The organism is Salidesulfovibrio onnuriiensis (assembly GCF_008001235.1).
In the GTDB taxonomy this organism is placed as follows: Bacteria; Desulfobacterota; Desulfovibrionia; order Desulfovibrionales; family Desulfovibrionaceae; genus Pseudodesulfovibrio; species Pseudodesulfovibrio onnuriiensis.
Genome location: NZ_CP040751.1, coordinates 722,474 through 747,994, shown reverse-complemented (window position 1 = coordinate 747,994; position 25,521 = coordinate 722,474). Strand labels below are relative to the sequence as shown.

Genomic DNA, 25,521 nt, shown 5'->3' with positions numbered 1-25,521 from the left:
TGATCGAATGCTGGTTGAAAACTGGATGACAAAGGGCGTCATCACGCTCACGCCCGACCGGTCCATGATGAAGGCCGCCAAGCTCATGAAGGACAAACGCGTGAGCTGCCTGCCCATTGTCGATGAGGAAAACAGGATCGTGGGCATCCTGTCCGACCGGGACATCAAGGACGCATCCCCGTCCAAGGCCACCACCCTGGACATGCACGAGCTCTACTACCTGCTCTCGGACATCAAGATCGGCGACATCATGACCAAGCGGCCGGTGACCATCAAGCCCACGGAGACCGTGGAAAAGGCTGCGGTGCTCATGCTCGAAGGCCACTTCGGCAGCCTGCCCGTGGTGGACGACGAAAACCGGGTACTGGGCATCATCACCGACACGGATGTGTTCAATGTGCTCATCGACATCACCGGCGTGCGCAAGGGCGGCATCCAGGTCTGCCTGCAGATCTCCACCGCACCGGGCACTCTGTCTCCGGTCCTGGATCTGCTCAAGGAACACGGCGCTCGCATCATGTCCATCCTGACCCGCAATGCGGAAGAAGCCCAGAACATGAAGGACGTCTACATCCGCATCAGGGACATGGAAAAACCGGCCCTCAAGAAACTGCAGGAAGCCATGGAAGAACGGTTCAAACCCCAGTACTGGGTCATTGACCACGTACATCCCGTGGTCTAAAAATAATGAAAAGCCGGATCTTATGGTCCGGCTTTCTCTTGCCCATTCATAATATCGACCGCCGTCGATTTTCATTTTTTCAAATAAAACAAAATATTAATCAGCAAGCGTCCCAGAACAACTCGCGGCCTGTCCCATTTTCCCATACCGTAAGGTTTTTGCGGAAAGCAGCCGAAGAGACTCGTAAGCAAGAAAGGAGTTTTCATGGGCACGGTCGTGGCACTGGACCAATTCAGAAAAGACAGGGACATCCGGGGCAGCTTCAGCATGGAGTCCCCCCACCGTCCCGAGCTGTTCGGCTCGGAGATATGGGGCACGGACTATTCCAGCGTGGAGGGCATGGTCTTCGGGTTGCTCAAGGTCCGCGAAATCGCCGGTTTCTTTTTCGGCGCCCACGACAAGGATTTCGACCACATGCTCATCAACGCCCTGGACAAGGCCTACCATTACGAGCTGCACGGGCACGAGGCCCTGGTTGCTGCCATCCGGCCCATCAAGGATGACGTGGCGGACATGATCAACGACGACAACCGCAGACCCATGTCCCTGGCGCTGGTCATTCTGGACCTGATCGAGAAATCACCGGCCCGCAATCGCTGAGGCCGGACACAGGTTCTTCAGTACACCTGTTCCTCGAATTCCTTCCTGTCGATGGGACCAAGGAACTCTCCGTCCCGCCACATGCCGTAGCGCACGTCCCCATCCTTGGAAACATACTGCCCCGGACCGTTCCTGCGGTCCTCCCGGTATACGCCTATGAAACGGGAGCCGTCCTCATAGGTGAAGGTCCCCAGCCCTTCCCGCCGGTCATTCACGAACTCGCCTTCGAACTTCTGGCCATCCCGGAAATAGTAGGTGCCGTGCCCATGGCGGATGCCCTTGTCTTCATGGCCCACGTAGACATCGCCGTTGGGATAGGTGCGCCGTCCCCGCCCCTGGCTCTTGCCCTCGCGAAAGGCCCCCTCGAAGCGCTGGCCGTTGTCGAACACGAAGACCCCGAAACCGTCCCGGCAATTGCCCTGAATGCACCCGGCCGGATGCATGGGATCCCACGGCAGTTCCGGCTCCTCGTGCTTCGCTTCCTCGTAGGCGGCCACGGCCTGCCTGTACTGGCTGCGGGAAAGGGTCTTGAGGTGATCGCCGTGCTGCCACAGCTCGTAACTCACGCGGCCGTCCGCCCGCACGAACACGCCCGGCCCGTCCCGGAAGCCCCGGTTGTAGAAGCCGTCATACCGTGCGCCGTCCGCATCCGTATGCGTGCCGTTTCCGTGTTCCCAGCCCTGGCAAAAATATCCGTCGTGGCGGCCGCCGCGCCAGTCCTCGTAGACGCCCCGGCCATGGGGATGCCCCTTTTGGAATTCGCCCCGGTAGGAAGATCCCACAGGAAAGAACAGCGAGCCGTTTCCGTGGAACGTCCCGTCCAGAAACGCGCCTTCGTAACGGCTGAAGTCGTCGCCCAGCCACACTCCCTGACCCGAGGTGCAGTTGCCGGAAAGGCACTGTCCGGCCCGGACGGGACAATGCCCGCACAGCAGGGCTGACAGAATGATGAAAAAGAGAATACAGCGCATGACAAGAGGCTGACTATTTCATTTCGGAATCAAAATCCACAGGAGATTCAACTAGTCAAGGGCGTCGAAAGACCACGGCTTGCGCAGGAACATCCCCGCCTTCAGGGCCGGGAACGCGCAGTACAGCGTGCATTTCATGCCCGGGTGGGCCATGTCCAGCCCCTGACCCAGGTCGTTCTCCAGGCCGTAGTCCTCGGGGGAAAGACGCGGGCGGTCCAGGCCGGGCACGAGCACTTCCACGTCGCCGCCGGTATCCCAGCGCGACTTGACCTCGATGCGCCAGCGGCCGTCGCCCAGGTCCTCGTTGATGCGGGCCAGCACCGGACGACGTTCCTCCTCGTCCGGGGGCAACGCCAGGGGCGCGCGGCGGGAGATGTCAAAAAAGCCGGTGGTCAGGGGCCGGGATGCGGCATTGACCAGCTCGGCCAGATAGCGCTCCGCCTTGAAGTCGCCGCTCCCCAGGTCGTCCAGGGCCGTGCGGTAGGCGTCCACCACCTGGGCCAGATAGGCGGAACTCTTGGTACGCCCCTCCAACTTGATGGAGGCCACGCCGATACGGGAAAACCAATCCAGATAATGAATAAGGCACAGGTCCTCGGCGGCGAAGAACTTGCTGAAGGCGCCGGTTTCCGCGGCCAAATGCAGCGCGGGCTCCGCGGAGACCTCGGCCTCCGGTCCTTCGGCGGGCTCGAAAATGAATTCGTCATCGTCCCGGGAGCCCTCCTCCCCGCAGAAGTCCGGCGGCGGCAGCCGGTCCGGTTCGCCCGCGCAGTAGTCCTGGACCACCCAGAGATCCTCGCCCGGCCGTGTCTTTTCCTCCACGGCCACGCTGGTGGGACGGTATTCATAGCGGCAGGGATGCGAGCACTGGCCCAGATTGCCGGGCCGGTCGTTGAGATAGGCGCTCATGTAGCAGCGGCCCGAGATGGCCATGCACTGGGCTCCGTGCACAAACACCTCCAGCTCCATGTCCCGGATCTGCTTGCGGCAGATGGCCAGCATCTGCATGAGTTCGGCGGAACGCACCTCCCGGGCCACGTTGACCCGCCGGGCCCCGAGGTCGCGCCAGAACTCGACCGACCAGCTGTTGCAGGTGTTGGCCTGGGTGCTCACGTGCACGGGCATGTCCGGAAGCAGCTTGCGGATCTTGGCGATGACGCCCGGATCCGAGGCAATGATCGCGTCGGGGAGCGCCTCCCCGAGCAGGCCCAGGTATTTTTCCACCTGGGGCAGCATGTCCTCGCGGGGATAGACGTTCATGGCGAAGTAGACCTTCACCCCTGCGTCATGGGCCTTTTTGATGGCCTCTGGCAGCTCGGCCTCGGTGAATCCGGCGGCTCCGGCCCGCAGGTTCAGCGCCCCGCCGCCCAGGTATACCGCGTCGGCTCCGTAAAGAATGGCTGTCTCCAGCTTCTCCATGTTGCCGGCCGGAGCCAGCAGCTCAGGGATGTTCCTGTTGCCTCGTTTCATCGGGTCCCCACCTTTTGTGCATGATTTCCGTAAGCCGGACGGTACATCAAAGCCGTTTCGAAGACCATATCTGTATTGCCCCGGCCGCCGTCGGCATTGGTGCGAATAAGGCTCCGCAGCGGGCCGACCAGGCCTATCCTCCGGCCATCATTCGCAATAGCCATATTTCTTTAGCAATAATAAATACCACTATCATATAAGGACCTTATAAATTTCCCCCATTCAATACGGAAATATTGACGAAAGAGAGCCGCGTGGCATGCTGCAATCAGAAAACCCCGACCAGGGGCGCACGCTATCACTTCAAAGAGGAAAGGGGGCGGATGTCATGAAATGGAAAAACTTTGCATTGCGATGGAAATTCATGGTGGGTTTCGGGGTCGTCCTGGCCCTGCTCATGGGAGTGGGGGGTGAATCCATCTTCGGCATCGGCGGCATTGTGGGAAACGCCGGGCAGGTCATCGACGGCAACAAGCTCAAGGGGGCCATCCTCCAGAAGGTGGTGGATCACCTCAACTGGGCCAATCAGGTCAACGCGTTCCTCAATGACGACAAGATCAAAAGTCTCGACGTGCAGACCGACCCGAAACAATGCGGTTTCGGCAAGTGGTATTACTCGGATGAGCGCAAAAAGGCCGAAGCCTTGGTCCCGGCGCTCAAGCCCCTGCTGGCGGCCATCGAGGCCCCGCACAACCACCTGCACCAGTCCGCAGTGGCGATCCGCGAGAACTTCGTCCACGTGGACCGCAACCTCGGGGCGTTCCTGCGCGAAAAAAAGGTGGATCACCTACTCTGGCTGGAAAAGGTCAGTGACGGCCTGCTGAACCACAACATCAACCGCATCGACGTGCAGACCGACTGCAGAAAGTGCGGCTTCGGCAAATGGCTCCATTCCCCGGAGGTGGAGCAACTCAAAAAGCAATATCCAGGCTTTGCCTCGGCCGTGGACAAGGTTTACGGCCCGCACGACGCCCTGCACGGCAGCGTCGTCAACATCAACCGGGACCTGGCCTCCGGCAACCGGGGCCATGCCATCGAAACCTTCCAGGCGGAATCCGTTCCGCAGGCGCAAAAGACGCTCGCCGCCATCGACGGGGTCATCGCCTGGCATGACCGGAAGCTGGTCCAGCAGGATGAGGCCCGCGCCATTTACGCCACCCAGACCCTGCCCTCCCTGCAGCAGACCCAGGGGCTGCTGGAGCAGATCCGCGACACGGTGAACGACAACATCATGACCGACCAGGCCATGCTATCCGAGGCCAACGGCACCAGGACCACCGTGACCGCCCTTCTGGCCGTGGCCCTGCCGCTGGGCGTCCTGCTGGCCTATGTCATTGCGCGCGGCATCCTCGGCCCCCTGAAGAAGGGCATGTCCCTGGCCGACGTCATTGCCGCGGGCGACCTTACCCGGGACATCGACGTGGACCAAAGGGACGAGGTGGGCCAGCTGGCCAACTCCCTCAGGCGCATGACCGAGGGGCTCAAGGACGTTGTGGGCCAGGTCCTGCGCGGCGCGGAAAACGTGGCCGCCGGCAGCGAACAGCTTTCGGCCTCGGCCCAGCAGATGTCCCAGGGCGCCACGGAACAGGCCTCGTCCATCGAGGAAGTCTCGGCCTCCATGGAACAGATGGCCGCCAACATAGAAAAGAACGCGGAGAACGCCCGGGAAACAGAGTCCATTTCCTCCAAGGCGGCCCAGGATGCGGACAAGAGCGGACAGGCCGTGACCCAGACCGTCAGCGCCATGGTGGAGATTGCGGACAAGATCTCCATCATTGAGGAAATCGCGCGCCAGACCAACCTCCTGGCCCTCAACGCGGCCATTGAGGCGGCCCGCGCCGGGGAGCACGGCAAGGGGTTCGCGGTGGTTGCCGCCGAGGTGCGCAAGCTGGCCGAACGCTCGGGCGAGGCCGCTGCGGAAATCAGCGAACTCTCGGCCTCCAGCATGGAGGTGGCCCGCGCGGCCGGGGACATGCTCGGCAAGCTGGTGCCCGACATCAGGAAAACCGCCGACCTGGTCCAGGAAATCACTGCGGCCAGCGACGAGATGAGCACCGGGGCCGTGCAGATCAACACGGCCATCCAGCAGCTTGACCAGGTCATCCAGAAAAACGCCGCCATGTCCGAGGAGGTATCCTCCACCAGCGAGGAACTATCGGCCCAGAGCCAGCAGCTCCAGGCCACCATGTCCTACTTCCGGGTAAACGGGAACGGACGCGGCCAGAGAACCATTACGGCCACAACCGCGCCCCGGGCCCTGGAGGCGGGAAAACCGGCCCCGGAACCCGGGGAAGACGAATTCGAACGATTTTGACCCCACCTGAAAACAATACACAAGGCCCCGTACTGACGGGGCTTTTTTATGAATGAATCGAATATGCGAAAAAATAAATGTTTCCTGGGAAGGGAATGGTACATTTGGACCGAGGGAAAAACATGATCATGCCTGACCACAAGGGAAAGCCCGCCATGGAGGAAGGATTCCTCCCCATCCCCCCCGAACACCTGCTGCCCAACACGCGTGCGGGCTTCGAGATATATCTCAAGCAGGGGCAGCGGTTCGTGCTCTATGCCAAGAGCAACGACCAGCTGACCGGCGAGCACCGCAGGCGGCTGGCCGAGATGGACGCCCGCGAGGTGTACATCAACGTCAGCAAGGAATCGGTATACAGCGACTACATCCAGGACAACATGTCCCAGCTGCTCAATGACGACGAAATCCCCGTGGATGTCCGCGCGGAGACCTGGAGCTGGTCCGCGGGCAAGCTGGCCGAGGATGTCTACGAAACCGCCCTGCCGCCCAGCGTGCTCCGCAAGCGGGTGGACCGCATCAAAAAGCTCATCGAGGCCAGCAGCCGGTTCTTCAATTCACCGGAATCCCTCAAGGAATTATCCAAATACATCAGTGCGGGCGGCGACATCTACCAGCACGGCATCGGCACCATGGTCTACGCCCTGTGCCTCATGCAGACCTATGACGCGGACGATGCGGTGCTGACGGCGGTCTGCGTGGGGGCCATGCTCCACGACATCGGCAAGCTCCAGCTTCCCGAGGAACTGCTGAGCAAGGACCCGGCGACCATGACCGAGCAGGAATTCAGCGCCTATTCGGCCCACCCCAACATAGGCGTGCGGGTCAGCGCGGTTATCCCGCTCATGCCCGAGGCCATCCACTGCGTGCTCTTTCATCACGAGCGGGTGGACGGCAATGGCTACCCCTCCGGGGCCACGGGTGAGGAAATACCGCTCTATGCCCGCGTGGTGGCGGTCTGCAACGCCTATGACGGGCTGACACGCTCCAGGCCATGGCGCAGGGCCTACACCCCCTTCGAGGCCCTCAAGCACGTTCGCAACGACACCGGGGCCTTTGACCAGGACGTGTTCATGCGCTTGGTCAAGGTTCTTTCGGATTCCGGCCTGACCTAGGCTTCTCCCCGGTTCAGCAGCCGCACCATTTCCGCCATGATTTCCTCCGGGTCCGTGGAACGGGCCATGCAGGCGTCCATGCCCGCCTCAAAGCAAAGGGTGCTCGCCGACCCCTGGGCGCCGGCGGTCAGGCCGATGATGGGCACGGCCGGGTCCACCGGGGAGAACTCGCCCCACCGGATGCGGCGGGCCGTTTCCACTCCGTCCCCGTCCGGCACGGGCAGGTTCAGAAAGACACAGTCAAAGGGCTCCCGCTCCAGCAGGGCCACGGCCTCCGCCCCGGAAACGACCAGGCTCACCGTGTGCCCCTGTCGCCGCAGGATCTCGGACAGGGAGGACTCGCCCCCTTCCTTTCCGGCCACCACAAGCACGCGCCAGCCCTTGAAATAGGATTCCTCCCGGTCGCCTTCAAGCACCTGTGCGTGGCTGTAGGACTCCCGCCCCAGTTCCAGGGGAACGGTCAGGGTGAAGGTGGACCCCTTGCCCAGCGAGCTGTCCAAGCGAACTTGGCCGTGCATGAGTTCGGCCAGACTCCTGACGATGGTCAGCCCCAGGCCGGACCCGCCATGCACACGGGAAAGGGAGGAATCTCCCTGGGTGAACTTGTCGAAAATGATCGCCTGCTTGTCCTCGGGGATCCCGATGCCCGTGTCCGCGACCTCGAAGGTGAACAGGCACGCGCCCTCCCGCGACACACCGGAGCACTCCGCGGACAGGGTGACCCGTATCCCTCCGGTTTCCGTGTACTTGATGCCGTTCTCCACCAGGTTGGCGAGAATCTGGCGCAACCGGCCGTCGTCCCCGAACACGGTGGACGGCACGCTGCCGGGAATATTCAGGACCAGTTCCAGGCCCTTGTCCCGCGCCCGGTCCTGGAAGGATTCCACCACGGACTCCACCAGCCGTTCCGGGGCGAACTGCTTCCGGCTGAGCATGAGCTTGCCGGTTTCCATGCGCGAAAAATCAATGAGGTCCTCGATGACCGAAAGCTGCTGCTCGGCCGATTCCAGGGCAAGGTCGCAGTATTCCCGCTGGTCGTCGTTGAGGTCCGAAAGCCGCAGCAGGTTGATCATGCCCAGGACCCCGTTGAGCGGGGTGCGCAGCTCGTGGCTGACATTGGTCAGGAACTCGTCCTTCATGCGGCTTGCCTTTTCCGCCTCCTCCCTGGCTGCCAGAAATTCGGCCTCCAGGGCCTGCAACATCTCCAGCTCCACCTGGCGTTCCCGGAGCCTGCGCCAGAAATACCAGACCATGCCGCAGGAAAGCAGCAACAGGAACAGGGCTCCATGCGCCATCAGGAAAAAGGAATAGAGACGGTCGGTGACCCCCAGCAGCGCGCCGGCGCCTGTGAGCGCCGCTGCCAGGCCCAGCACCAACATCAGATCCGCGAGTGACTTGGAAGAACGCATGAACGACCCTCGTGATTTCAGCTACCGGCCCGAACGGCCACCCCCGGGCCACAATACTCCATACCGCGCAGGTTGTTATTATTATCCGTACCTAGAGAAACATCAGCAGGCTCAGGGCCATGACCGCCATGCCCGCGATCAGCCCGTAAATGGACATGTGATGCTCGCCGTATTCGCGGGCCGCGGGCAGGAGTTCGTCGATGGAGATGAAGACCATGATCCCGGCCACCGCCGCGAACAGCACGCCGAATATCGTGGGGGTGAAGAACGGCATCAGAAGCAGGTAGCCCACCAGCGCGCCCACGGGCTCGGCCAGCCCGGACAGGAACGACAGCCGGAAGGCCTGGCTGCGGCTGCCCGTGGCATAGTAGATGGGCACGGAAACCGCGATGCCCTCCGGGATGTTGTGGATGGCGATGGCCACGGCAATGGCCACCCCCAGGTGCGGGTCGGTCAGGGCTGCGGTAAAGGTGGCCAACCCCTCGGGAAAGTTGTGGATGCCTATGGCCAGGGCCGTGAACAGGCCCATGCGCTTGAGCTTGCCGAAGTCGTGGGCCTCGTTCTTGGGCAGATTCTCCAGTCCCTGATCCATTTCCTCGATGGAGTGCAGTTCGTGGGGGTTCTCGTAGTCCGGCACCAGCTTGTCGATGGCCGCGATGAACAGAATGCCGCCGAAAAAGGACACCACCGTGACCCAGGTCCCGGCAACCTCGCCCAGGCTCTGCATAAGGGCGTCCTTGGCCTTGAAGAATATCTCGATGAAGGAGACGTAGATCATGACCCCGGCCGAGAAGCCAAGGGCAACGGAGAGAAACCGGGTATTGGTGGTGCGGGCGAAAAATGCCAGGGCGCTGCCGATGCCGGTTGCCAGACCCGCGAACAGGGTCAGCCCGAAGGCGAAAAGAATGACGGATGCTTCCATGGATCCGTACATACCACAACCGGGAATCTTTTGTCAGCAACAAGGGCAGGCATATCGCGAGGTTGACGCTATCGGACCCCGGCCACCCTCTCCGCCAGTTCCGGCAGCATGATCCCGGCCTTGCCCTGCAGGAAGTAGTCGCTGGTGCGGTAGGTATAGGCCGACTCGTCAATGTTGATTTCAATGACCACGGCACCGCTGTTCTTGGCCACATGGGGGATCCGGCAGGCGGGCATGACTTCGCCCGTGGTTCCCACCACCAGGCAGACGTCGCATTCCCGGGCCTCCCGCGTGGCCTGGCGGTGCACTTCCTCGGGGATGGGCTCGGAAAAAAAGACGATGTCGGGCTTGAGCACCCCGCCGCAGGCCGGGCAGGACGGAGGCAGTTCCTCCAGATCCACGTCCCGGGAGGGGAAATGCCCCCGACACTGCATGCACTGCATGGTGCTGGTGGTGCCGTGGTACTCATAGACCGCTGCGGACCCGGCCTTCTGGTGCAGACCGTCGATATTCTGGGTGATCACGGCCTGTAGAAACCCGAGCTGTTCCAGCTCGGCCAGGGCCAGGTGCGCCGGGTTGGGCTTGGCCCGGCCCAGTTCGTCGTAGAAGAGCCGCTTGATGAGCACCCAGCTCTCCTTGGGGTGCTTGCGGAAATAGTTCATCTCGAACTTGTTTGGATCGTACCGGGTCCACAGGCCGCCGGGCCCCCGGAACGGGGCGATGCCCGACTCCACGGAAATGCCCGCGCCCGTAAAGGCGATGGTGCGCCGCGAATCGCGAATGAGTTCGGCCGCATTGGCCAGGGCGTGGTTGGACATGAAGGCAGCATAGCACCGCCTTCCGGAAAAGTGGACCCCTCAGGAACTCAGCGGGCCTCTTCCACGGCGCGGCGCAGCCTGCGGGCCGCCTCGCGGGGGTCCTCGGCCCGACAGATGGCCGAAACCACGGCCACACCGTCGGCCCCGGCGCGCATGAGATCCGCGGCGCAGGCCTCAGTCACGGAACCGATGGCCACGCAGGGGTGGCGGCTCAGGTTCCGCCTGCGGATGAACCCGTCATATCCGAGCACCTCGGAATGGTCTTCCTTTGTCGCGGTGGGAAAAATGGGCCCCAGGCCCAGGTAGTCCACGTCCAGGGTCTCGGCCTCGCGCACCTGCTCGTCCGTGTCCATGGTCAGGCCCACGATGGCGTCCCGCCCCAGCAAACGGCGCACGTCCCGCACGCGCATGTCGCTTTGCCCCACGTGCACGCCCGCGGCTCCCACGGCCAGGGCCACGTCCACCCGGTCGTTGATGAGCAACGGCACTCCCTTGCCGTCCAGGACGGCCTTGAGCCGTGCGGCAAGGTCTATGAATTCGCGTGTGGCCGCATGCTTTTCGCGCAGCTGCACCAGGGTCACCCCGCCTTCCACGGCTTCGGCCACCACGGCCTCCAGGCCCCTTTGCACGCACATGGCGCTGTCGGTCACCAGATACAACGAAAGATCAACGCTCGGTCGAGCCATGTTTCCGCTCCTTGAAAAAGCCCTCTCCGGGCATACAACGAATATCCTGTCCCACGAGGATGTATGTCCAACGCCCGGAGAGGGGTTGTCAACTTATGCAATCGTCAAAAAACCGCATTCCACAGACCGTTCAAAAGCAGTGAGATGCAAGGAAGCGCAATTATCCGGGACACGCCGTGTATTCAGCATACACAAGTGGTCTGGATCATTTCGCTGCCGCAGCAGATTGCGGCTTTTCAACGGTCGTTATGCCTTCAATTTGGCGCTAATCTCCTGGGCGGCCTTGACTCCGGACAGGAGCATGCCCCCGAAGATGGGGCCCATGCGGTAGGAACCCAGGGTGGCGTTGGCGGCCATGCCGGTCACGTACACGCCCGGGAACACCTCGCGGGTATGCTCCACGGTGTTGGCCTCGGCCACGTCGGCCCACATGGACTGTTCGCCCATGATGCAGCCGTCCGGGGTGTCGAGCCGGATGTCGTTCTTGCGGCACAGGGTCTTGAGCACCTCGGTGTCGTGCCCGGTGGCCTCGATCACGTACTTGCAGTTGATGACCACGGGGTCCACGTGCAGTCCGGCCATTTCCACGGGCGAGGAGTTGATGACCAGCCCGGTGACGCGCTTCACGCCGTCCACCTCGCGGATGGCCACGTCCTCCACGGACATGCAGTTGAAGACCTGGAGCCCGGCCAGGCAGGCCTGGGAGGCCAGGGTGGTGGTGGCGGTCACCGCGTCGCAGGTGTAATACTCGCCCTGGTACTGCTTCATGGGCACGCCCAGTTCCTCCAGCACGTGCTTGGAGCCTTCCTGAACCACGATGAAGTTCCAGGTCATGCCGCCGCCCCACATGCCGCCCCCGAGGGAGAGCTTGCGCTCGAACAGGGCGACCTTGTGGCCCGCCTTGCACAGGTGGTAGGCCGCGGTCATGCCGGACGGCCCGCCGCCCACGATGGCCACGTCCACGGACAGGCAGTCGCGGAACTTGTTGTAGTATTCGGTGATGATGGCCTCGGTGATGATTCTTTCATCAAGAGACATGCGTTTCCTCCTGTTGGAAATTGTTGGAGACGCGAAAAAACGCGCCGGACAAATCCTTCCGACAAGAAACACAAACGCTGGATACGGGATGGTATGGCAGAATGCGGGCGGTCGCCCTCGCATACGGCATGTTCCGAGTTCCCTACGTCAGTGCTAGCTGAATCAGGTTCGATGGGTATCATCTCAGTCCCGCCCCCTGGCGGCACACCCCAATCGGAAGTCAACCCTGCTTACCCGGTATCCAGACCAATGGCAAGAAGGGCGTCGTCCCCCTCTTTCATGGAGCCATGATTAATTTTCCAGGACGTTGCGACACCTGGCTTTTTCTGTGATAAAAAAGACTGACCACGGTAATTCTTTGCAGGCGGGGTACCCATGGGCAATGACTTCTGCCCGGACGCTACGGTCCGGACCATCCTCAAGGCCACCGAAGAGCTCAATACGCTCAATGACGTGGACACCATCCTCGACAAAATCCTCTGGGAGGCCAGGCAACTCTCCGGTGCCGACGCCGGCTCCATCTTCCTGGTCAAGGACGGGCAACTCAACTTCAGCTACGTGCAGAACGACACCCTGTTCCAGACCGACGAATCCAATGCGGCCATTTACACGGACTTCGCCCTGCCCATGACCGAGGACTCCATCGTGGGCTACGCGGCCCTCACGGGCGAAACCCTGGTCATTGACGACGCCTACGAGATCGAGGCCACCAAGCCTTACTCCTTCAACAAGTCCTTTGACGAAAAGTCCGGTTACCGCACCACGTCCATGCTCAACCTGCCCATCAAGTCGCACGAGAACAAGCTGGTGGGCGTCATGCAGCTCATCAATGCGCGCAACCGGCAGGGCGAGGTGGGCCCCTTCCCCGCGGAATGCGTGACCTACCTGCCCCTGCTGGCCAACAACGCCAGCGTGGCCATCCAGCGCGGCATCATCAACCGCGAGCTCATCCTGCGCATGATGCAGATGGCCGAAATGCGCGACCCCACCGAAACCGGGCCCCACGTACAGCGCGTGGGAGCTTATTGCGCGGAGATCTACCACCGCATGGCAACCAAGCGCGGCGTCTGCATCAAGGAAACCAAACGCTACCGGGACCACATCCGGCTGGCGGCCATGCTCCACGACGTGGGCAAGGTGGGCATTTCCGACACCATTCTCAAGAAACCGGGCAAGCTGACCAACGAGGAATTCGCCATCATCAAGATGCACACGGTCATGGGTGCGCGCCTGTTCAAGAACCAGACCTCGGACCTGGACCACATGAGCATGGAGATCGCCCTGCGGCACCATGAAAAATGGGCGGGCAACGGCTACCCCGGCAATGTCCCGGACATCTGGTCCGACAGCGTACAGCCCGGAACCCCGCTCACGGGCAAGGCCATCCCCCTGTCCGCGCGCATTTGCGCCGTGGCCGACGTGTTCGACGCCCTGACCTCGCACCGGTCCTACAAGGACGCCTGGCCCAATGAAAAGGCGTACATGATCCTGCAGGACGACGCGGGCACCCACTTCGACCCGGAGGTGGTGGAGGCCTTCATGGACATCACGGGCGTGATAAAGGCTATCCAGGCCAAATACCAGGAACAGCCCCATGACTGAATGCTCGAAGCTCTATGACCTGGTAAATCCCGCCGACCCCGGGGCCGTGTTCGAGGAAATCAAGATCCTCGTCACCCGGTTCAGGCCCGGATTCGACTTTTCCCTTTTTCTCAAGGCCTTTGCCGACGTGGAGAGGCTGTTCCGGGGCGATTTCCCGGGCTACCGGGCCAGCAACACCAAGTACCACGACATGGAGCACACCTGCTCGGTGGTGCTGGCTGCGGTTCGGCTCATCTTCGGGGCCATGGCCGAAGGCCGTTCCTTCAGCCCCCGGGCCCTGAACATCGGGCTGCTGGCCCCCCTGTTTCACGACGTGGGGCTCATCCAGACCTCGGACGACACCAAGGGGACCGGCGCAAAACACACCGTGGGCCACGAGGAACGCAGCATCCAGTTCATGCGCGACTACTTTGCCCGGGGCCCCCTGCCGCCCGAGGACGTGGACCTCTGCGCCAAGTGCATCCAGTGCACCATGCTGGCCGAATCCCCGGCCGACATCGATTTCCCGGACAATGAAATGCGCTTCATGGGACGCGTCACGGGCACGGCCGACATAGTGGCCCAGATGGCGGACCGGCTCTACCTGGAAAAGCTGCTCATGCTCTACCTGGAATTTCAGGAGGCCCGGCTGCCCGGGTTTGATACGGCCCTGGAGTTGCTCGAAAAAACCCAGGACTTTTACACCAACGTGGCCCAAAAACGCCTTCGGGAGGGCCTGGGGAACATCGCACCGCTCATGCGGCCCCATTTCAAGCTCCGCTGGGACGTGGACCGGGATCTCTATGCGGAATCCATCGATCAGAACATCCAATACCTGGACTCGGTGCTGGGGTCCTGCCGAGGCGAGCTGCTCTGCTCCCTGTCCAAGCTGCGGCGCGGCGGCATCGTCTACGAATTCCTCAAGACCGTGGACCTTTAGCGGCAAAAAAAATCACCGCAGATCCGAGGCTGACACACACTATACTTGACGTATCGCCAAAGAATAACCATTCTCAAATGGTGAAGACCCTCGCCCACAATCCAACACAGGACTTCGAGTCCGTTTTCGTGGCCCGGCAGCCCATCTTCAGCCGCGATGAACTGCCGTGGGGTTACGAACTGCTCTATCGCGCCTCGGCCGAGGCGCTCACGGCCGATGTGACAGACGACGACATGGCCACCCAGTCGGTCATTGCCGACGGGGTCAGCCTGGCCCTGGAGGGACTGCCCGAGGAGCGAAGCAGGGTGCTCATCAATTTTCCGGGGAAACTCCTGGTGGAGGGAACCGCCTTTGCCCTGCCCAGCGAGAACTGCGTGGTGGAGGTGCTGGAAACCGTCAAGCCCACCAGGGAGGTTCTGGACGCCCTGGGCAGGCTCAGGGACGCGGGATACACCATCGCCATGGACGACTACGGCGGGGAAGAGGAACTGGAGCCCTTTCTGGAGTATGTGGACATCATCAAGGTGGACCTGCTGGCTCTGGGCAACGACCTGAGAAAGATCAGCAAGGTCATGGAAAAGCTCACCCCGTACAAGGCCTCTCTCCTGGCCGAAAAGGTGGAAACAAAGGAAGTCTTTGAAATCTCTAAAAAACTCGGCTTTGATCTTTTCCAGGGATTCTTCTTCAGCAGGCCGGAAATCGTCCCCGGCAAGAAGCTCAACTCCAACGAACTGACCAAGCTGCAACTGTTGCAGGAACTGGGCAAGGACGACTTCGAGCCCAAGCACATCGCCAAGATCCTGCAGTCCGACCCGTCCCTGTCCTTCCGGCTCTTCCGGCACATCAACTCCGCCGGGTTCTCCCTGGCCTCCAAGGTGGACACCCTGGACCGGGCCGTGACCATCCTGGGCCAGAGGGCCATTGCCCAATGGCTGCGCACGGCCATCATGTCCGACATCAACCCGAGCCCCAAGGCCGGGGAGCTGGTCTTCCTGTCCGTGCAGCGGGCCAAGTTCCTGGAACTCCTGGCCCTGCAGACCGGTTTTTCAAAAAAGGCCCACCCGGACACCTTTTTCGTTGTCGGGCTTTTCTCCCTGCTGGACGCCATGCTCGGCGTGCGCATGAGCGACATCCTGAAAACCCTGCCCCTCAACGAGCTCATCGCCTGCACGCTGGAGGGCTCCTGTGAAGAGCATACCCTGCTCAAGCTGGCCCACAGCTATGAACGCGGCTATTGGAGCGACACGGACAAGCGCCTCAAGGGGCTGAACCTGGATCAGCGCACGGCCGACAATCTCTATGTGCAGGCCCGGCAGTGGGCCCAGAAGGCGCTTGCATCATAAAGGCAGCCCACGAGCAGGCAACAGCGGCATTTCATAAAACAGGATCGAACCCGCACGCATGGTTCTATGCGCTGCGGCCTCGAGTTTCCCATTGCTCCCGCCCTTCCATTCCGGGCGGCGACAAGCGAAATCCCTATTCTTTAATGATTTCGATGGACGCGCCCTTTTCGCGGTCGGGCCTGAGGGCCAGGATACGGTCCGTGTCGCAGGAAAAAAGGTCCAGGGGATGATGACTGATGACAAGCACCTGGAGATCCAGACGGCGGGCTATCTCCCGGATGAGCTTCATGAACCGGGGAATCAGGGTGGGGCGCAGCCAGCAGTCCTGCTCGTCCAGGACCAGGAAGGGCCGGTGCCGGTCCTCGGAAAGCTGGGAAAGGGCGATGAGCCGCAGGCCCACGGAAAAGATGTTGCAGACCGAGCCGCCCTGGCCCATGAGGATATCCTCCACCTCCTCCCCGTCACCCTGGTTGTGGATCTCGAAGTGGACCTGCAGCCGGTTGTTCTTGACCTCGCGGCGCGAGGCCACCACCCGGTCCTGTCCCAGAATCTCGCGGATGGCGTGGGTCAGGTTGGCCTCGATCTCGTCCAGGGTCTTGCCGAACAGGGCCGTGGAAAGCTCCTCCAGCCGGTCCATTGCGTGGGGGGCAAGATCCAGAAATTCCCGGGCGCGCAGGAGTTGCTCCCGTTCCCGGCCGTACTCGTCGGCCCGGCTTTCCCCGAACGCGGCCAACCGGTCCAGGCGGCGCTCCAGGTCGTGCAGGGAGGGAAGCGGCGTTTCAGGCTGCATCAGCTGTTCCCGTTGTTGCGAAAGGCCTGTTCCACGGCCTGAAGACCTTGTTGCAGTTCATTGATGTGTTGCCGGTATTCGGCCACCACCCGTTCGTTTTCCTGACGTTTTTCCTCCAGCAGCTTGCGGAGTTCTTCGGGGTCCGAGGTCTTGTATTCGGCCTCGGCCCGGGCCTTAAGCTCGTCAAGCTGGGCCGTCAGGTTGACGATATCCTGCTCCACGCGCACCTTGCGGTCGCGCAGTGCCTCGTATTGCCGCCGCAGTCCCTGCAGTTCCTGCTCCAGGGCCGCGTCGCGGTTGCCGCCGTTACTGATCATCGTGGATTACCTCCTCGTACAGCTCCCAGATGAGTCTGCCCTCGGGCGTGCCTTCATCGAGATTCTCTTGCAGAAATTCCTTGAGGCCCACGCCCTCGTGGGTCCTGCGCCATGCCAGCCGTTCCAGCCCCTGGACAAACCGGGAGCCGCCCTCGTTTTCATGTTCCTCGGGCGGAAACTCCTGGTCCGGAAACACGGCCTCAAAGGGCTCGAAGGGCAGCACGAAAGGTTCCAGCTCCGTGCAGCCGTGCCGCCAGATGTGCGCAGCGGGCACGCGCTCCCTGGAACGGCGGGTAAAGGTCAGCCGGGTGATGTTGCCCGGGTTGGCCCAGATGGTCCGGCCCTCGCGCACGGTCTCCTGGGGCCGGTGGATATGCCCGTTGACGAGCCAGTCGATGCCGGGCAGCTCCTTGATGCCGTAGGCCCGGTCCTTGAACTCGGGAAAGCGGATGTTATGGTGGGTCACCCAGATCACGGTGTCCGGATCGCCCTCCCGCCGCTCGTACTCCTTGGGCAGGGGCGTCCCGTCCGGGCTGGCCCCCAGCAGCACGTCCCCCTCGGGGGCCTCCAGCACGAACTGCGGCCCCTTTTCCTGCATGAGCCGCACCACGCCGGTGATGCCCAACACGGCAAGGGACACGTCGTCCGTGAACCGGGAAAGATATTTGTCGTGGTTGCCCACCAGCACCCACGGCTTGTACGGCCCGGCATATGAGCCGAACAGACGGATCAGGTCCACAAGCATCTTGTTGGAGTTGTCGCGGGGCCAATGGAACAGGTCGCCCAGCAGCACGGGCACCAGCTCCAGTTCCACGGCCCGGTCCAGGCCGGCCTTGAGCTTGGCCATAATCTGTTCCGGGTAATCCCCCAGCCGCTGGCCCGGCGGGTTGTCCGCCAGGTGGGCGTCGCCCATGAACAGCAGGCCCTTGCCGGGCACGCGGTCAAGCGTCATGGGAGCCTCCCTTGGCCAGGAAGGCCTCGGCATCCAGCACGCCGCCACAGGTGGGGCAGCACCCCAGGCGCTCCAGGCGCTCCTTGAGCGCGGCCTCGAATTCGTCCATTTCCCGCTCCAGGGATTGCAAGCCCTGTTGCGCCTGTTCCCTGCGCCGCAGCATGTCGTCCATGGCGGCGGCTGCCGAACGCAGGGGCGCATCGTCGAAAAGTTCGGGCGGTGCGGCCACGGGCTCCAGGACCGTGCCACGCTCCCCGGCCCGGTTCAGCGCCTCCGCAACCGACTGCAACTCCCGGAGGAGCTCAGCCAACGGCTGAAGCGGCTCGGCCCGGGGCGGCTCCGCAAGCCCCTGCAAGGTCCCGGCCACGCCCTGCGCCTGCGCCTGTTGCCCGGCAAGCATGGCCTGTTGATCCAGGATACTCCCGAGCTGCCGCACATCCTGCAGTTCCGGCGGCGGGATCACTCCCTCCATGGCCTTGGCCCCGCGCCTAAGCCAGTACATGCGCTGTTCCAGGGCCGCGCGCTGCGAAATGAGATTTTCCAGGGCCGGTATTTCAGCCTGCAGCCGGAGCATGCGCTCTTCCAGCTCGCGGGCGGCCTCGGCCTTGAGCGTCAGCTCCGGCAACGGGGCCAGGGAATCCAGCTCCCCGGCAATGCCGCGCAAACGGGCCTCGCGTCCTGCCGCTTCCTTGCGAGCGTCCATGACACGGCGCTTCAGCGCCCCCTGCATGGAAAGCAGGTGCGCCCCTTCCGTGGACGAGGCCAGGAAGTCGGCCACGGCCCGGTCCGGCAGGTTGAGCAGAAAGACGGGCTCCCGCTGGTTGCCGATGTGCACGTCGATGCGCTCGCCCCCGTCCAGGTCCACGGGATCCAGGCGGAGCACCTGGCGGACCTCCTCGGGCACGAGGCCGCGCCCCAGTTTCCAGTATTCCCGGGGCTCTTCCTCGCCCGGCAGATGCAGTTCATAGCCCGCGCTGCGCTTCTTGCGCACCCAGACCACCCTGGCGCCGTCCTCCAGCTCAACCGCCACCCGGGCCTCCTTGGCCCCGTGACGGATGAAATGACGCGGCGTTGGGTTGGTGGCGACGCACCGCAAGGCCTCCACAATGGCGGATTTGCCCGTGTTGTTGGGCCCGGTCAGGGCGGTGACGCCAGGCCCGAGCGCAACCTCGGTGTGCTCATGGGCCATGAAATTTTCCAGGACGATTTTCGTAATCATATTCGGATTGTGGCAGTCCTGTTGGGCTGTTAGGGATACCTCGGCGACTGTCGGCTCAATTCGTAAAAGGCCTCCAGCCCCGTGTCGCGCATGCTTTCGTTGTTTTGCCGCCACCGTTCGGCCAGACCCGGAGGCATGCCGTGGCGCTCGCAAGGAAAATGTTTACATTCGAAACAAAAATCCACCCCGTGTTCCCCGGCGCAGGCCGGCACCTTGCAGGCCTGGAACAGGCACCCCTGTCCCCGGCAGCCGCCGCACTCGCCCGAGCCCAGATACTCCAGCAGGTCCCGGAAAGAACGGTAGTTGCCCAGCGCCGGATTCATGGCCGAAAGCCGGTCGGCGTAGGCCTGAAAATTCGGCCCCAGACGATCGGTCAGCTCCCGGCTCAGCCGCTGGATATCCCCGCCCTCGAAGGCCAGGCACTTGCCGCAGTTGAGCCCGCAGGGCGCGATGTGGCGCTTGATATGTTCCCGGCGGGAGAGATCCTCCAGATCAAATTCTTCCCTGCGCAGGAGTTCGGCGGCCAGGGAAACCGCGAAATCCGTGATGTCCCGGCACCGTTTGCCAAGCCCCTCTTCCCTGAACCTGCGCTGCCCTTCCGGGGTGGCGAAGTCGCAGCCCGTGAGCTCGCGGCAGTTGGTGCTCCCCCAGCGCTCCAGAAAGCGCTCCAGAAATTCCTGGGTCAGGGCATAGGGAACATCCATCTCCTGCGCGGGTGAAGGCTGGGTGCGGCCCGCATACAGGCCGATGCCCATGATGGAACCGTTGACGGCCCCGCACAGCCCGCTGGTGCGCGCCATGCCGCTGCACAGGCCAGAAGCCAGGGACTGGAGATCCTCGCGGTGCCTGCCCCCGGCCTCAGCCAGGGCCCGCAGGGCGCTTTCCGCGCAGTACCAGCCCGAATCAAAAAGCTGCCGGGCGAGCTTGCCTGTCTCATTCCCCATTGCCGTCCCCCATTCCCGCATTGCATTCCAGATACGGACAAAAAGCAAGGGCCTCGGGCGTCATGCGGGTCTGCTGGCCCTGGCCGTGATACAAGACCAGGGGCGGCTCAATCTCCAGGCCGGGATTGCCGCCCGCCCTCGCTTCCACCAGCACCATCCGGGCCGGGCCGTCCCCCCTGCTGTGCACCATGCGCATCCGCTTGGGCTCCAGGCCTGCGCCGCGCAGGTCCGCAAACAGGTCGGCCAGCCGTTCGGGCAGATGTACAAAGGAAAAGCGGCCCTTGTTCTTGAGCAGCCTTGCCGCGCAGGCGCAGAAGTCGGAGAATTGCGCCTCGGCCTCGAACCGGGCCGTGGCGCGGTGCCTGCCCGCACTGGTACGCCCGGAGCCGGGTTCGCGGTATGGCGGGTTGGCCACCACGAAATCCACCTGTCCGGCATGGTCCGCATGGTCGGCCACATTGGCCTGCACCACCAGAAATTCATCCGCAAGCTCCAGAAGGTCGGCATTCTCCCTGGCGGCCCCCACCGACTCCGGCGAAAGCTCCACGCCGGTCATGCGCACCCCGCGCATCGCATGGCGCAGGAGCATGCCCAGGGCCACCACGCCGCACCCGGTGCCCAGGTCCACGCCCAGGCTTCGGGACGGCGCATGGCTGAAGCAGGCCAGGAGCAGGGAATCCAGGGAAAAGCGGTACCCTCCCTCGGGCTGGGACAATCCGCGCGGGAAATAGGCTCTCGCGTCCATGCCTACCGCCTGATCCTTGCCTTGATCATGCCCGCCAGCAGCCGGGCCTCGTCCATGCGCAGCATATAGGCCGCCGCAATATAGACAACCACCCAGACCGGAATGAGGGCCAGCCACCAGAAATGCAGCCCGGTCGTAAACCAGGCCCCGATGCCGATTCCGCAACTCAACAACAAGGTCTGCAATGCCGAAGCGGGCGACAGGGGGCAATGCCCCAGACGCTTGCACAACCCACTGAGAAGAAAAACGAAGTTCAGGAAGGAAGAGACGCTGACAGCCAGCGCCAGGCCCACGTGCTTGAGCGGGAACATCAACCATGCCCCCAACCCAATATTGGCCACCAGGCAGAAAACCGCGATGCGCACCGGGGTCCTGGTGTCCTCCAAGGCATAGAACCCCGCCACCAGGGGCCGGGACAGGGCGATGAACGGCAGGCCGACGGAATAGGCGACCAAGGCCGTGGCCGTGGCGTTCACGGCGTCCGGGGAAAAGGCCCCGCGCTGGAAGAGCAGGCCGATGACCGGTTTTGCCAGGGCCAGAAGCCCGGCGGCCGAAGGCAGGGCGATGAACAGGGTCAGGCCCAGGGCGGTCTTGAGGGCCGCGCCGAATTCCTCCATCTCGCCCTTGGCGGCCAACCGGGCCAGGCTGGGCAGGGCCGCGGTGCTCACAGCGATGCCGAAGACGCCCAGCGGGAACTGCACCAGACGGTCCGCATAGTAGAGATAGGAAACGCTGCCCACGGGCAGAAACGAGGCCAGCAGGGTGCCCAGCAGGATGTTCAGCTGGTAGACCGCGGCGCCGAATACCGTGGGCAGCATGAGCAGGCCCATGCGCCGCACGCCCGGATTGGCCAGGGACCACGGCCCGCGCCATGAAAAACCGATCCCGCGCAGGGCGGGCTGCTGCATCAGGAACTGGAAGAAGCCGCCGATAAGCACGCCGAAGGCCATGGAATAGGCGACGTTCCACCCGGCATAATACCCGGCAAGGGCCGCACCGATGAGCGCCAGGTTGAGCACGGTGGGGGCCATGGCCGGGGCCAGGAAGCGGTCCGAGGCATTGAGGATGCCCATGCACAGGGCCACGCCGCAGATGAAGATCACGTACGGGAAACAGATGCGCACCAGATCCACGGTGACCGCGAACTGCTCGGGATTGTCCAAAAAACCTGGGGCGATGGCCGTGGTGATGGGACCGGCCGTCAGTTCGGCCAGCAGGGTGATACCTCCCAAAATGAGCGCCAGCCAGACCATGGCCGAGCGGGCCATGGCGCGGGCGGCCTCCTCCCCCTCCTCCTCGCGCAGCCGCGAAAATACCGGGATAAAGGCCATGGTCAGGGAACCTTCGCCGAACAGGCGGCGCAACAGGTTGGGGATGCGGAAGGCCACGAAAAATGCGTCCGCGAAAAGCCCCGCTCCAAGGGCAAAGGCGACGATAACGTCCCTAACAAACCCCAAGACACGCGAAACCAGGGTTGCCGCGGCAACCACGCCCGCATTGCGTGCTATCTTCCGGCTGTGCTCACTCACCGTTTTTCCTCGTTCCAGGCTTCTGTTCCAACATGTTGATATTGGACGGGCCGAATTTTCTAATAAAACTCTAGAAAAAATCTAAGCTTTAAATTTTATAATTTATTTCAAATATTTATTTTGCATTATTTTTTAAATCCCTCATAAAAACATACCCGTAAAACGGGCAAATGCCACACAAAAATAATAGCAATTATTCAAACTGGTTATTTCAGCACGCCTTCCGCCCGGAACGGGAGAAAACGACCATGCCGCCTTGCGCTTTGAGTCTGCGAACATGCGCAAGACATATTACAGGTAAAACATTTCGTAGCACGATCTCCCATTCAGACCACAACCATGCGATTGGAGATGTTGCGGTCGCCTAAAATGCGTCTTCCTGGCATCCCGGACAAAAGGTGGAGGTCCTCCCGGCCACCTTCCGGGCAGTAAGCCCGCAACCGCACCGGGGGCAGGATTCCCCCTTTTTCCCGTACACGTTGAAGCTGTTCTGAAAGGCCCCGGCATCGCCGTCCGCATTGACGTAATCCCGGATGGAACTGCCGTTTTCGGCAATGGCCTGTTCGAGAACCTCCTTGAGATGATTGAATAATTCAACCAGCCTGTCATACGGAATGCAGCACGCCTTGCAATCGGGGCGAAGACGGGCCCGAAAGAGCGATTCGTCCGCATAGATGTTTCCTACACCGGCCACAACAGACTGGTCCAGCAGCAGGGCCTTGATGCGGGCGGCCCGCCCGCGCACGGATTCGGCAAGGGATTCCGCGCTGGCCTCCAGGGGTTCCGGCCCCAGCGTCCGCCAGAATTTCCACTCTTCGATCTCACGATCCGCAAAGGCGCGCACGTAGCCGAACTTGCGCACGTCCGCAAAGGTGAGCACCGAGCCATTGTCCAGGGTAAAGCGAACCCGGTCGTGAGGCTGCCGTTCGCGTTCCGCCTCATGCACCACCCGGCCGGTCATCTTGAGATGAAAGGCCAGCCGGATGCCGCCTTCCAGGTCCATGAGCAACAGCTTGGCCCGGCGGTGGGTCCGCACGACAGCCCGCCCCTGCACGCGCGCCAGGAATTCAGGCTGCTCGTTGTGCACGCTGCCCTCCCAGTAAACATCGACGGATTCGATGCGCCGCCCCTGCAGGCTGCGATGCAGGCCCCGGGCTATGGTTTCCACTTCCGGCAATTCAGGCATGGCTTTTATTGACGCTCCATCGGGATGAACGCGGACAGGGCTTCTCGCTCCTGCCCCTCATGGACCGACAGCCAGCAGACCAGATCGGCCCGGTAAAAAATGAGATGCACCTGGCCCATACCCGCGAACGGATACACGGGCACCCCGTTGAAATCCATCCGCTTCCGCCAGGTGAACGGCGATTCGGGATTCTCGTACATGCGGTGGACCATCTCCCCGGCCTGACGCCGGGCCTCCTTCTCGCTCCCAGCACGGGAAATCCAGACCATGAGCGGCTTGCCCGGCCCCGCATAGGTGGCGACAACCCCGTCCCGGGCCAAGATGGCCTGGCCGTGCAGCTTGTTGATCTGCAACAGGGCGTCCTGGCCGGACACCACCTTTTCCAGGGCAAATTCCCCTATTTTTTTCGGCAACATGGAGCTCAGCCCCGCATTGTCCGCACAGGCCGCCAGCGCCAGAACCACAACCAAATACAATATCTTTCGCATTTCCGTCTCTCGTGTTCGCGTTCCGGCCAACCTAGCACAGAGTGGCCAGGACAAGAAATCCGGATATTTCATAGGTGGTTTCGGGAAAAATGAAAAGGCGCTGCACAGGAGTGCAGCGCCCTTGATTGACGGCAATTCTGTCTATTTGCCCGTGAGGACCCGGCCCACCCTGGTCAGGGCGTCCCTGAGCACCTCGTCATCCACGGCATAGGAAAAACGGATGCATCGGTCGTCGCCGAAGGCAGAGCCCGGCACCAGAGCCACGCCCGCCTCTTCCAGGATCTTGGTGCACATGGCCGCGGAGTCCGGGGCATCCTTGGTAAAGAACTTGTCCAGCACAGGGAAAAGGTAGAAGGCTCCGTCCGGCTTGGGACAGACCGCGCCCCACCCCGTGATGATGTCATAGGCAAAGTCGCGGCGGCGCACAAAGGACACCTTCATCTCCTCGACAATGTCCCAGCTCCCCTCCAGGGCCACCACGGCCGCCTTCTGGGAAAAGGAGGACACGTTGGAAGTGGACTGCCCCTGGATCTTGATCATGGCCTTGACCAGATCCTCGTGGGCCAGGGCCCAGCCCATGCGCCAGCCCGTCATGCAGAAGGACTTGGACAGGGCGCCCACAATGGCGCAATGCCCGGGGTGGACCTCGTAGAACCTGGACAGGGTGGCCGGTTCGGCGGGGGCATACACCAGGCGGTCATAGACCTCGTCCGAAATGATGAACACGTCGTTGGCCAGGGCCCATTCGGCGATCTCGTCGAGCTGCGCCTGGGTGTAGCAGCAGCCCGTGGGATTGGACGGCGAGTTGAGAATAAGAACGCGTGTCTTGGCGGTGCGGTGCTTTTCCAGGTCCGCGACGGAAACCAGGAAATTGTTTTCCGGATTGGTGGGCACGATGACTGCAACGCCCTCGGTCAACTGCACCATGGCCGGATAGCTGACCCAGTAGGGTGCGGGCACGAGCACCTCGTCCCCCGGATTCACGAGGGCCATGAGCAGGTTGTAGAGCACCTGCTTGCCGCCGTTGGAAATGATGGCGTTGTCCCCTGTGGCCTTGGCTCCGTAGAAACGGCCGTAATAGCCGGCCACGGCATCGCGCAGTTCGGGAATGCCCGGCACCGGAGTGTAGCGGGTAAATCCCCCGTTCAGGGCGGCCTTGGCGGCCTCCACCACATGTTTGGGGGTTCCGAAATCGGGCTGGCCCACGGCAAGGCTGATGATTTCCTTTCCCTGGGCGCGGAGTTCCTGGGCCTTGGCGTTCACGGCCAGGGTCGCGGACGGCTTGATCCTCGCAAGTCTTTCAGAAATACGCATGATGCTGGCACCTTTGCATGGCGGTTGGACAGAACGGTTCCCTCTCCTCGCGCCCCCTATAGGATAATTCCTTTTCAACGTAAATCACTGGATGAGGCGGCAAATGAATTTCCTTGCCCGGGGCTTGACCTGTCTACGGCTTCACCCTGCA

Annotated in this window: 24 protein-coding genes and 1 riboswitch; of the genes, 7 read left to right on the top strand and 17 right to left on the bottom strand. The window is 62.4% G+C overall.

Features of this window, described 5'->3' with window-relative positions:
• Nucleotides 1-7: 7 nt before the first annotated feature.
• The gene (locus FGL65_RS03435; RefSeq protein WP_147819663.1) at nt 8-682 is read left to right on the top strand and encodes a CBS and ACT domain-containing protein; all 675 of its coding nucleotides are present in this window, start codon (nt 8-10) and stop codon (nt 680-682) included.
• Between the two features lie 204 nt (nt 683-886).
• Nucleotides 887-1,282, top strand: a complete 396-nt coding sequence (locus FGL65_RS03430; RefSeq protein ID WP_147819662.1) for a hypothetical protein — start codon at nt 887-889, stop codon at nt 1,280-1,282.
• Between the two features lie 17 nt (nt 1,283-1,299).
• Here the strand turns inward: FGL65_RS03430 and FGL65_RS03425 are convergent, their stop codons facing one another.
• The gene (locus FGL65_RS03425; RefSeq protein ID WP_147819661.1) at nt 1,300-2,253 is read right to left on the bottom strand and encodes an MORN repeat-containing protein; all 954 of its coding nucleotides are present in this window, start codon (nt 2,251-2,253) and stop codon (nt 1,300-1,302) included.
• Between the two features lie 51 nt (nt 2,254-2,304).
• The gene (locus tag FGL65_RS03420) at nt 2,305-3,723 is read right to left on the bottom strand and encodes a peptidase U32 family protein (protein WP_147819660.1); all 1,419 of its coding nucleotides are present in this window, start codon (nt 3,721-3,723) and stop codon (nt 2,305-2,307) included.
• A 328-nt stretch (nt 3,724-4,051) separates the two neighbouring features.
• On the opposite strand from FGL65_RS03420, the gene FGL65_RS03415 reads away from it, so the two are divergent.
• Nucleotides 4,052-6,037, top strand: a complete 1,986-nt coding sequence (locus FGL65_RS03415) for a methyl-accepting chemotaxis protein (protein WP_147819659.1) — start codon at nt 4,052-4,054, stop codon at nt 6,035-6,037.
• A 122-nt stretch (nt 6,038-6,159) separates the two neighbouring features.
• A complete protein-coding gene (locus FGL65_RS03410) occupies nt 6,160-7,149 on the top strand; it encodes an HD-GYP domain-containing protein (protein WP_187170516.1) in 990 nt (329 codons plus the stop codon).
• On the opposite strand, the gene FGL65_RS03405 is transcribed toward FGL65_RS03410, so the two are convergent.
• The 5 genes from FGL65_RS03405 to FGL65_RS03385 all read right to left on the bottom strand — a co-directional run bounded on the left by FGL65_RS03405 (nt 7,146) and on the right by FGL65_RS03385 (nt 12,022).
• A complete protein-coding gene (locus FGL65_RS03405) occupies nt 7,146-8,558 on the bottom strand; it encodes an ATP-binding protein (protein WP_147819657.1) in 1,413 nt (470 codons plus the stop codon). The genes FGL65_RS03410 and FGL65_RS03405 overlap by 4 nt on opposite strands.
• A 91-nt stretch (nt 8,559-8,649) precedes the next feature.
• Complete coding sequence (gene zupT, locus FGL65_RS03400) at nt 8,650-9,492, bottom strand: zinc transporter ZupT (RefSeq protein WP_222705788.1); 843 nt, start codon at nt 9,490-9,492, stop codon at nt 8,650-8,652.
• Nucleotides 9,493-9,548: 56 nt separating this feature from the next.
• A complete protein-coding gene (locus FGL65_RS03395) occupies nt 9,549-10,298 on the bottom strand; it encodes an NAD-dependent deacylase (protein WP_147819656.1) in 750 nt (249 codons plus the stop codon).
• A gap of 47 nt (nt 10,299-10,345) precedes the next feature.
• Nucleotides 10,346-10,984, bottom strand: coding sequence for a thiamine phosphate synthase (thiE, locus tag FGL65_RS03390; protein ID WP_147819655.1), 639 nt, complete (start codon nt 10,982-10,984; stop codon nt 10,346-10,348).
• A 246-nt stretch (nt 10,985-11,230) separates the two neighbouring features.
• Nucleotides 11,231-12,022 (bottom strand): sulfide-dependent adenosine diphosphate thiazole synthase, encoded by a 792-nt coding sequence (locus FGL65_RS03385; protein ID WP_147819654.1) that lies wholly within the window; start codon nt 12,020-12,022, stop codon nt 11,231-11,233.
• Between the two features lie 121 nt (nt 12,023-12,143).
• Nucleotides 12,144-12,244, bottom strand: a riboswitch (TPP riboswitch).
• Between the two features lie 153 nt (nt 12,245-12,397).
• Between FGL65_RS03385 and FGL65_RS03380 the strand changes: the two genes are divergently transcribed.
• From FGL65_RS03380 to FGL65_RS03370, 3 genes are all read left to right on the top strand, one after another.
• On the top strand, nt 12,398-13,624 hold the full coding sequence (locus FGL65_RS03380; protein WP_147819653.1) for an HD domain-containing phosphohydrolase: 1,227 nt from the start codon (nt 12,398-12,400) through the stop codon (nt 13,622-13,624).
• Nucleotides 13,617-14,543, top strand: coding sequence for a hypothetical protein (locus FGL65_RS03375; protein ID WP_147819652.1), 927 nt, complete (start codon nt 13,617-13,619; stop codon nt 14,541-14,543). Before FGL65_RS03380 ends, FGL65_RS03375 begins: the two co-directional genes overlap by 8 nt.
• 77 nt (nt 14,544-14,620) lie before the next feature.
• Nucleotides 14,621-15,886 carry an EAL and HDOD domain-containing protein gene (locus FGL65_RS03370; RefSeq protein ID WP_147819651.1) on the top strand — a complete coding sequence of 422 codons (1,266 nt, stop codon included), beginning with the start codon at nt 14,621-14,623 and terminating at the stop codon, nt 15,884-15,886.
• A 133-nt stretch (nt 15,887-16,019) separates the two neighbouring features.
• Here the strand turns inward: FGL65_RS03370 and FGL65_RS03365 are convergent, their stop codons facing one another.
• The 10 genes from FGL65_RS03365 to FGL65_RS03320 all read right to left on the bottom strand — a co-directional run bounded on the left by FGL65_RS03365 (nt 16,020) and on the right by FGL65_RS03320 (nt 25,370).
• Complete coding sequence (locus FGL65_RS03365) at nt 16,020-16,676, bottom strand: AAA family ATPase (protein ID WP_147819650.1); 657 nt, start codon at nt 16,674-16,676, stop codon at nt 16,020-16,022.
• Nucleotides 16,676-16,993: a hypothetical protein gene (locus FGL65_RS03360; RefSeq protein ID WP_147819649.1), complete on the bottom strand. Its 318-nt coding sequence runs from the start codon at nt 16,991-16,993 to the stop codon at nt 16,676-16,678. Before FGL65_RS03360 ends, FGL65_RS03365 begins: the two co-directional genes overlap by 1 nt.
• Nucleotides 16,983-17,945, bottom strand: coding sequence for a metallophosphoesterase (locus FGL65_RS03355; protein WP_147819648.1), 963 nt, complete (start codon nt 17,943-17,945; stop codon nt 16,983-16,985). Before FGL65_RS03355 ends, FGL65_RS03360 begins: the two co-directional genes overlap by 11 nt.
• Nucleotides 17,935-19,164, bottom strand: a complete 1,230-nt coding sequence (locus FGL65_RS03350) for an AAA family ATPase (RefSeq protein ID WP_147819647.1) — start codon at nt 19,162-19,164, stop codon at nt 17,935-17,937. Before FGL65_RS03350 ends, FGL65_RS03355 begins: the two co-directional genes overlap by 11 nt.
• Before the next feature lie 29 nt (nt 19,165-19,193).
• The gene (locus FGL65_RS03345; RefSeq protein ID WP_147819646.1) at nt 19,194-20,108 is read right to left on the bottom strand and encodes a C-GCAxxG-C-C family (seleno)protein; all 915 of its coding nucleotides are present in this window, start codon (nt 20,106-20,108) and stop codon (nt 19,194-19,196) included.
• Complete coding sequence (locus FGL65_RS03340; protein WP_147819645.1) at nt 20,098-20,853, bottom strand: tRNA1(Val) (adenine(37)-N6)-methyltransferase; 756 nt, start codon at nt 20,851-20,853, stop codon at nt 20,098-20,100. Before FGL65_RS03340 ends, FGL65_RS03345 begins: the two co-directional genes overlap by 11 nt.
• Nucleotides 20,854-20,855: 2 nt before the next feature.
• Complete coding sequence (gene murJ / locus FGL65_RS03335) at nt 20,856-22,382, bottom strand: murein biosynthesis integral membrane protein MurJ (protein ID WP_147819644.1); 1,527 nt, start codon at nt 22,380-22,382, stop codon at nt 20,856-20,858.
• A 364-nt stretch (nt 22,383-22,746) separates the two neighbouring features.
• Nucleotides 22,747-23,568, bottom strand: coding sequence for a bifunctional DNA-formamidopyrimidine glycosylase/DNA-(apurinic or apyrimidinic site) lyase (gene mutM, locus FGL65_RS03330; RefSeq protein WP_147819643.1), 822 nt, complete (start codon nt 23,566-23,568; stop codon nt 22,747-22,749).
• 5 nt (nt 23,569-23,573) lie between these two features.
• On the bottom strand, nt 23,574-24,056 hold the full coding sequence (locus tag FGL65_RS03325; protein WP_147819642.1) for a hypothetical protein: 483 nt from the start codon (nt 24,054-24,056) through the stop codon (nt 23,574-23,576).
• A gap of 141 nt (nt 24,057-24,197) precedes the next feature.
• Nucleotides 24,198-25,370, bottom strand: a complete 1,173-nt coding sequence (locus FGL65_RS03320) for a pyridoxal phosphate-dependent aminotransferase (protein WP_147819641.1) — start codon at nt 25,368-25,370, stop codon at nt 24,198-24,200.
• Nucleotides 25,371-25,521 lie beyond the last annotated feature (151 nt).

Coding starts and splice junctions, on each gene's coding strand:
- FGL65_RS03435 (WP_147819663.1), top strand. CDS start 8: ATGCTGGTTGAAAACTGGATGACAAAGGGCGTCATCACGCTCACGCCC.
- FGL65_RS03430 (WP_147819662.1), top strand. CDS start 887: ATGGGCACGGTCGTGGCACTGGACCAATTCAGAAAAGACAGGGACATC.
- FGL65_RS03425 (WP_147819661.1), bottom strand. CDS start 2,253: ATGCGCTGTATTCTCTTTTTCATCATTCTGTCAGCCCTGCTGTGCGGG.
- FGL65_RS03420 (WP_147819660.1), bottom strand. CDS start 3,723: ATGAAACGAGGCAACAGGAACATCCCTGAGCTGCTGGCTCCGGCCGGC.
- FGL65_RS03415 (WP_147819659.1), top strand. CDS start 4,052: ATGAAATGGAAAAACTTTGCATTGCGATGGAAATTCATGGTGGGTTTC.
- FGL65_RS03410 (WP_187170516.1), top strand. CDS start 6,160: ATGATCATGCCTGACCACAAGGGAAAGCCCGCCATGGAGGAAGGATTC.
- FGL65_RS03405 (WP_147819657.1), bottom strand. CDS start 8,558: ATGCGTTCTTCCAAGTCACTCGCGGATCTGATGTTGGTGCTGGGCCTG.
- zupT (WP_222705788.1), bottom strand. CDS start 9,492: ATGTACGGATCCATGGAAGCATCCGTCATTCTTTTCGCCTTCGGGCTG.
- FGL65_RS03395 (WP_147819656.1), bottom strand. CDS start 10,298: ATGTCCAACCACGCCCTGGCCAATGCGGCCGAACTCATTCGCGATTCG.
- thiE (WP_147819655.1), bottom strand. CDS start 10,984: ATGGCTCGACCGAGCGTTGATCTTTCGTTGTATCTGGTGACCGACAGC.
- FGL65_RS03385 (WP_147819654.1), bottom strand. CDS start 12,022: ATGTCTCTTGATGAAAGAATCATCACCGAGGCCATCATCACCGAATAC.
- FGL65_RS03380 (WP_147819653.1), top strand. CDS start 12,398: ATGGGCAATGACTTCTGCCCGGACGCTACGGTCCGGACCATCCTCAAG.
- FGL65_RS03375 (WP_147819652.1), top strand. CDS start 13,617: ATGACTGAATGCTCGAAGCTCTATGACCTGGTAAATCCCGCCGACCCC.
- FGL65_RS03370 (WP_147819651.1), top strand. CDS start 14,621: ATGGTGAAGACCCTCGCCCACAATCCAACACAGGACTTCGAGTCCGTT.
- FGL65_RS03365 (WP_147819650.1), bottom strand. CDS start 16,676: ATGCAGCCTGAAACGCCGCTTCCCTCCCTGCACGACCTGGAGCGCCGC.
- FGL65_RS03360 (WP_147819649.1), bottom strand. CDS start 16,993: ATGATCAGTAACGGCGGCAACCGCGACGCGGCCCTGGAGCAGGAACTG.
- FGL65_RS03355 (WP_147819648.1), bottom strand. CDS start 17,945: ATGACGCTTGACCGCGTGCCCGGCAAGGGCCTGCTGTTCATGGGCGAC.
- FGL65_RS03350 (WP_147819647.1), bottom strand. CDS start 19,164: ATGATTACGAAAATCGTCCTGGAAAATTTCATGGCCCATGAGCACACC.
- FGL65_RS03345 (WP_147819646.1), bottom strand. CDS start 20,108: ATGGGGAATGAGACAGGCAAGCTCGCCCGGCAGCTTTTTGATTCGGGC.
- FGL65_RS03340 (WP_147819645.1), bottom strand. CDS start 20,853: ATGGACGCGAGAGCCTATTTCCCGCGCGGATTGTCCCAGCCCGAGGGA.
- mutM (WP_147819643.1), bottom strand. CDS start 23,568: ATGCCTGAATTGCCGGAAGTGGAAACCATAGCCCGGGGCCTGCATCGC.
- FGL65_RS03325 (WP_147819642.1), bottom strand. CDS start 24,056: ATGCGAAAGATATTGTATTTGGTTGTGGTTCTGGCGCTGGCGGCCTGT.
- FGL65_RS03320 (WP_147819641.1), bottom strand. CDS start 25,370: ATGCGTATTTCTGAAAGACTTGCGAGGATCAAGCCGTCCGCGACCCTG.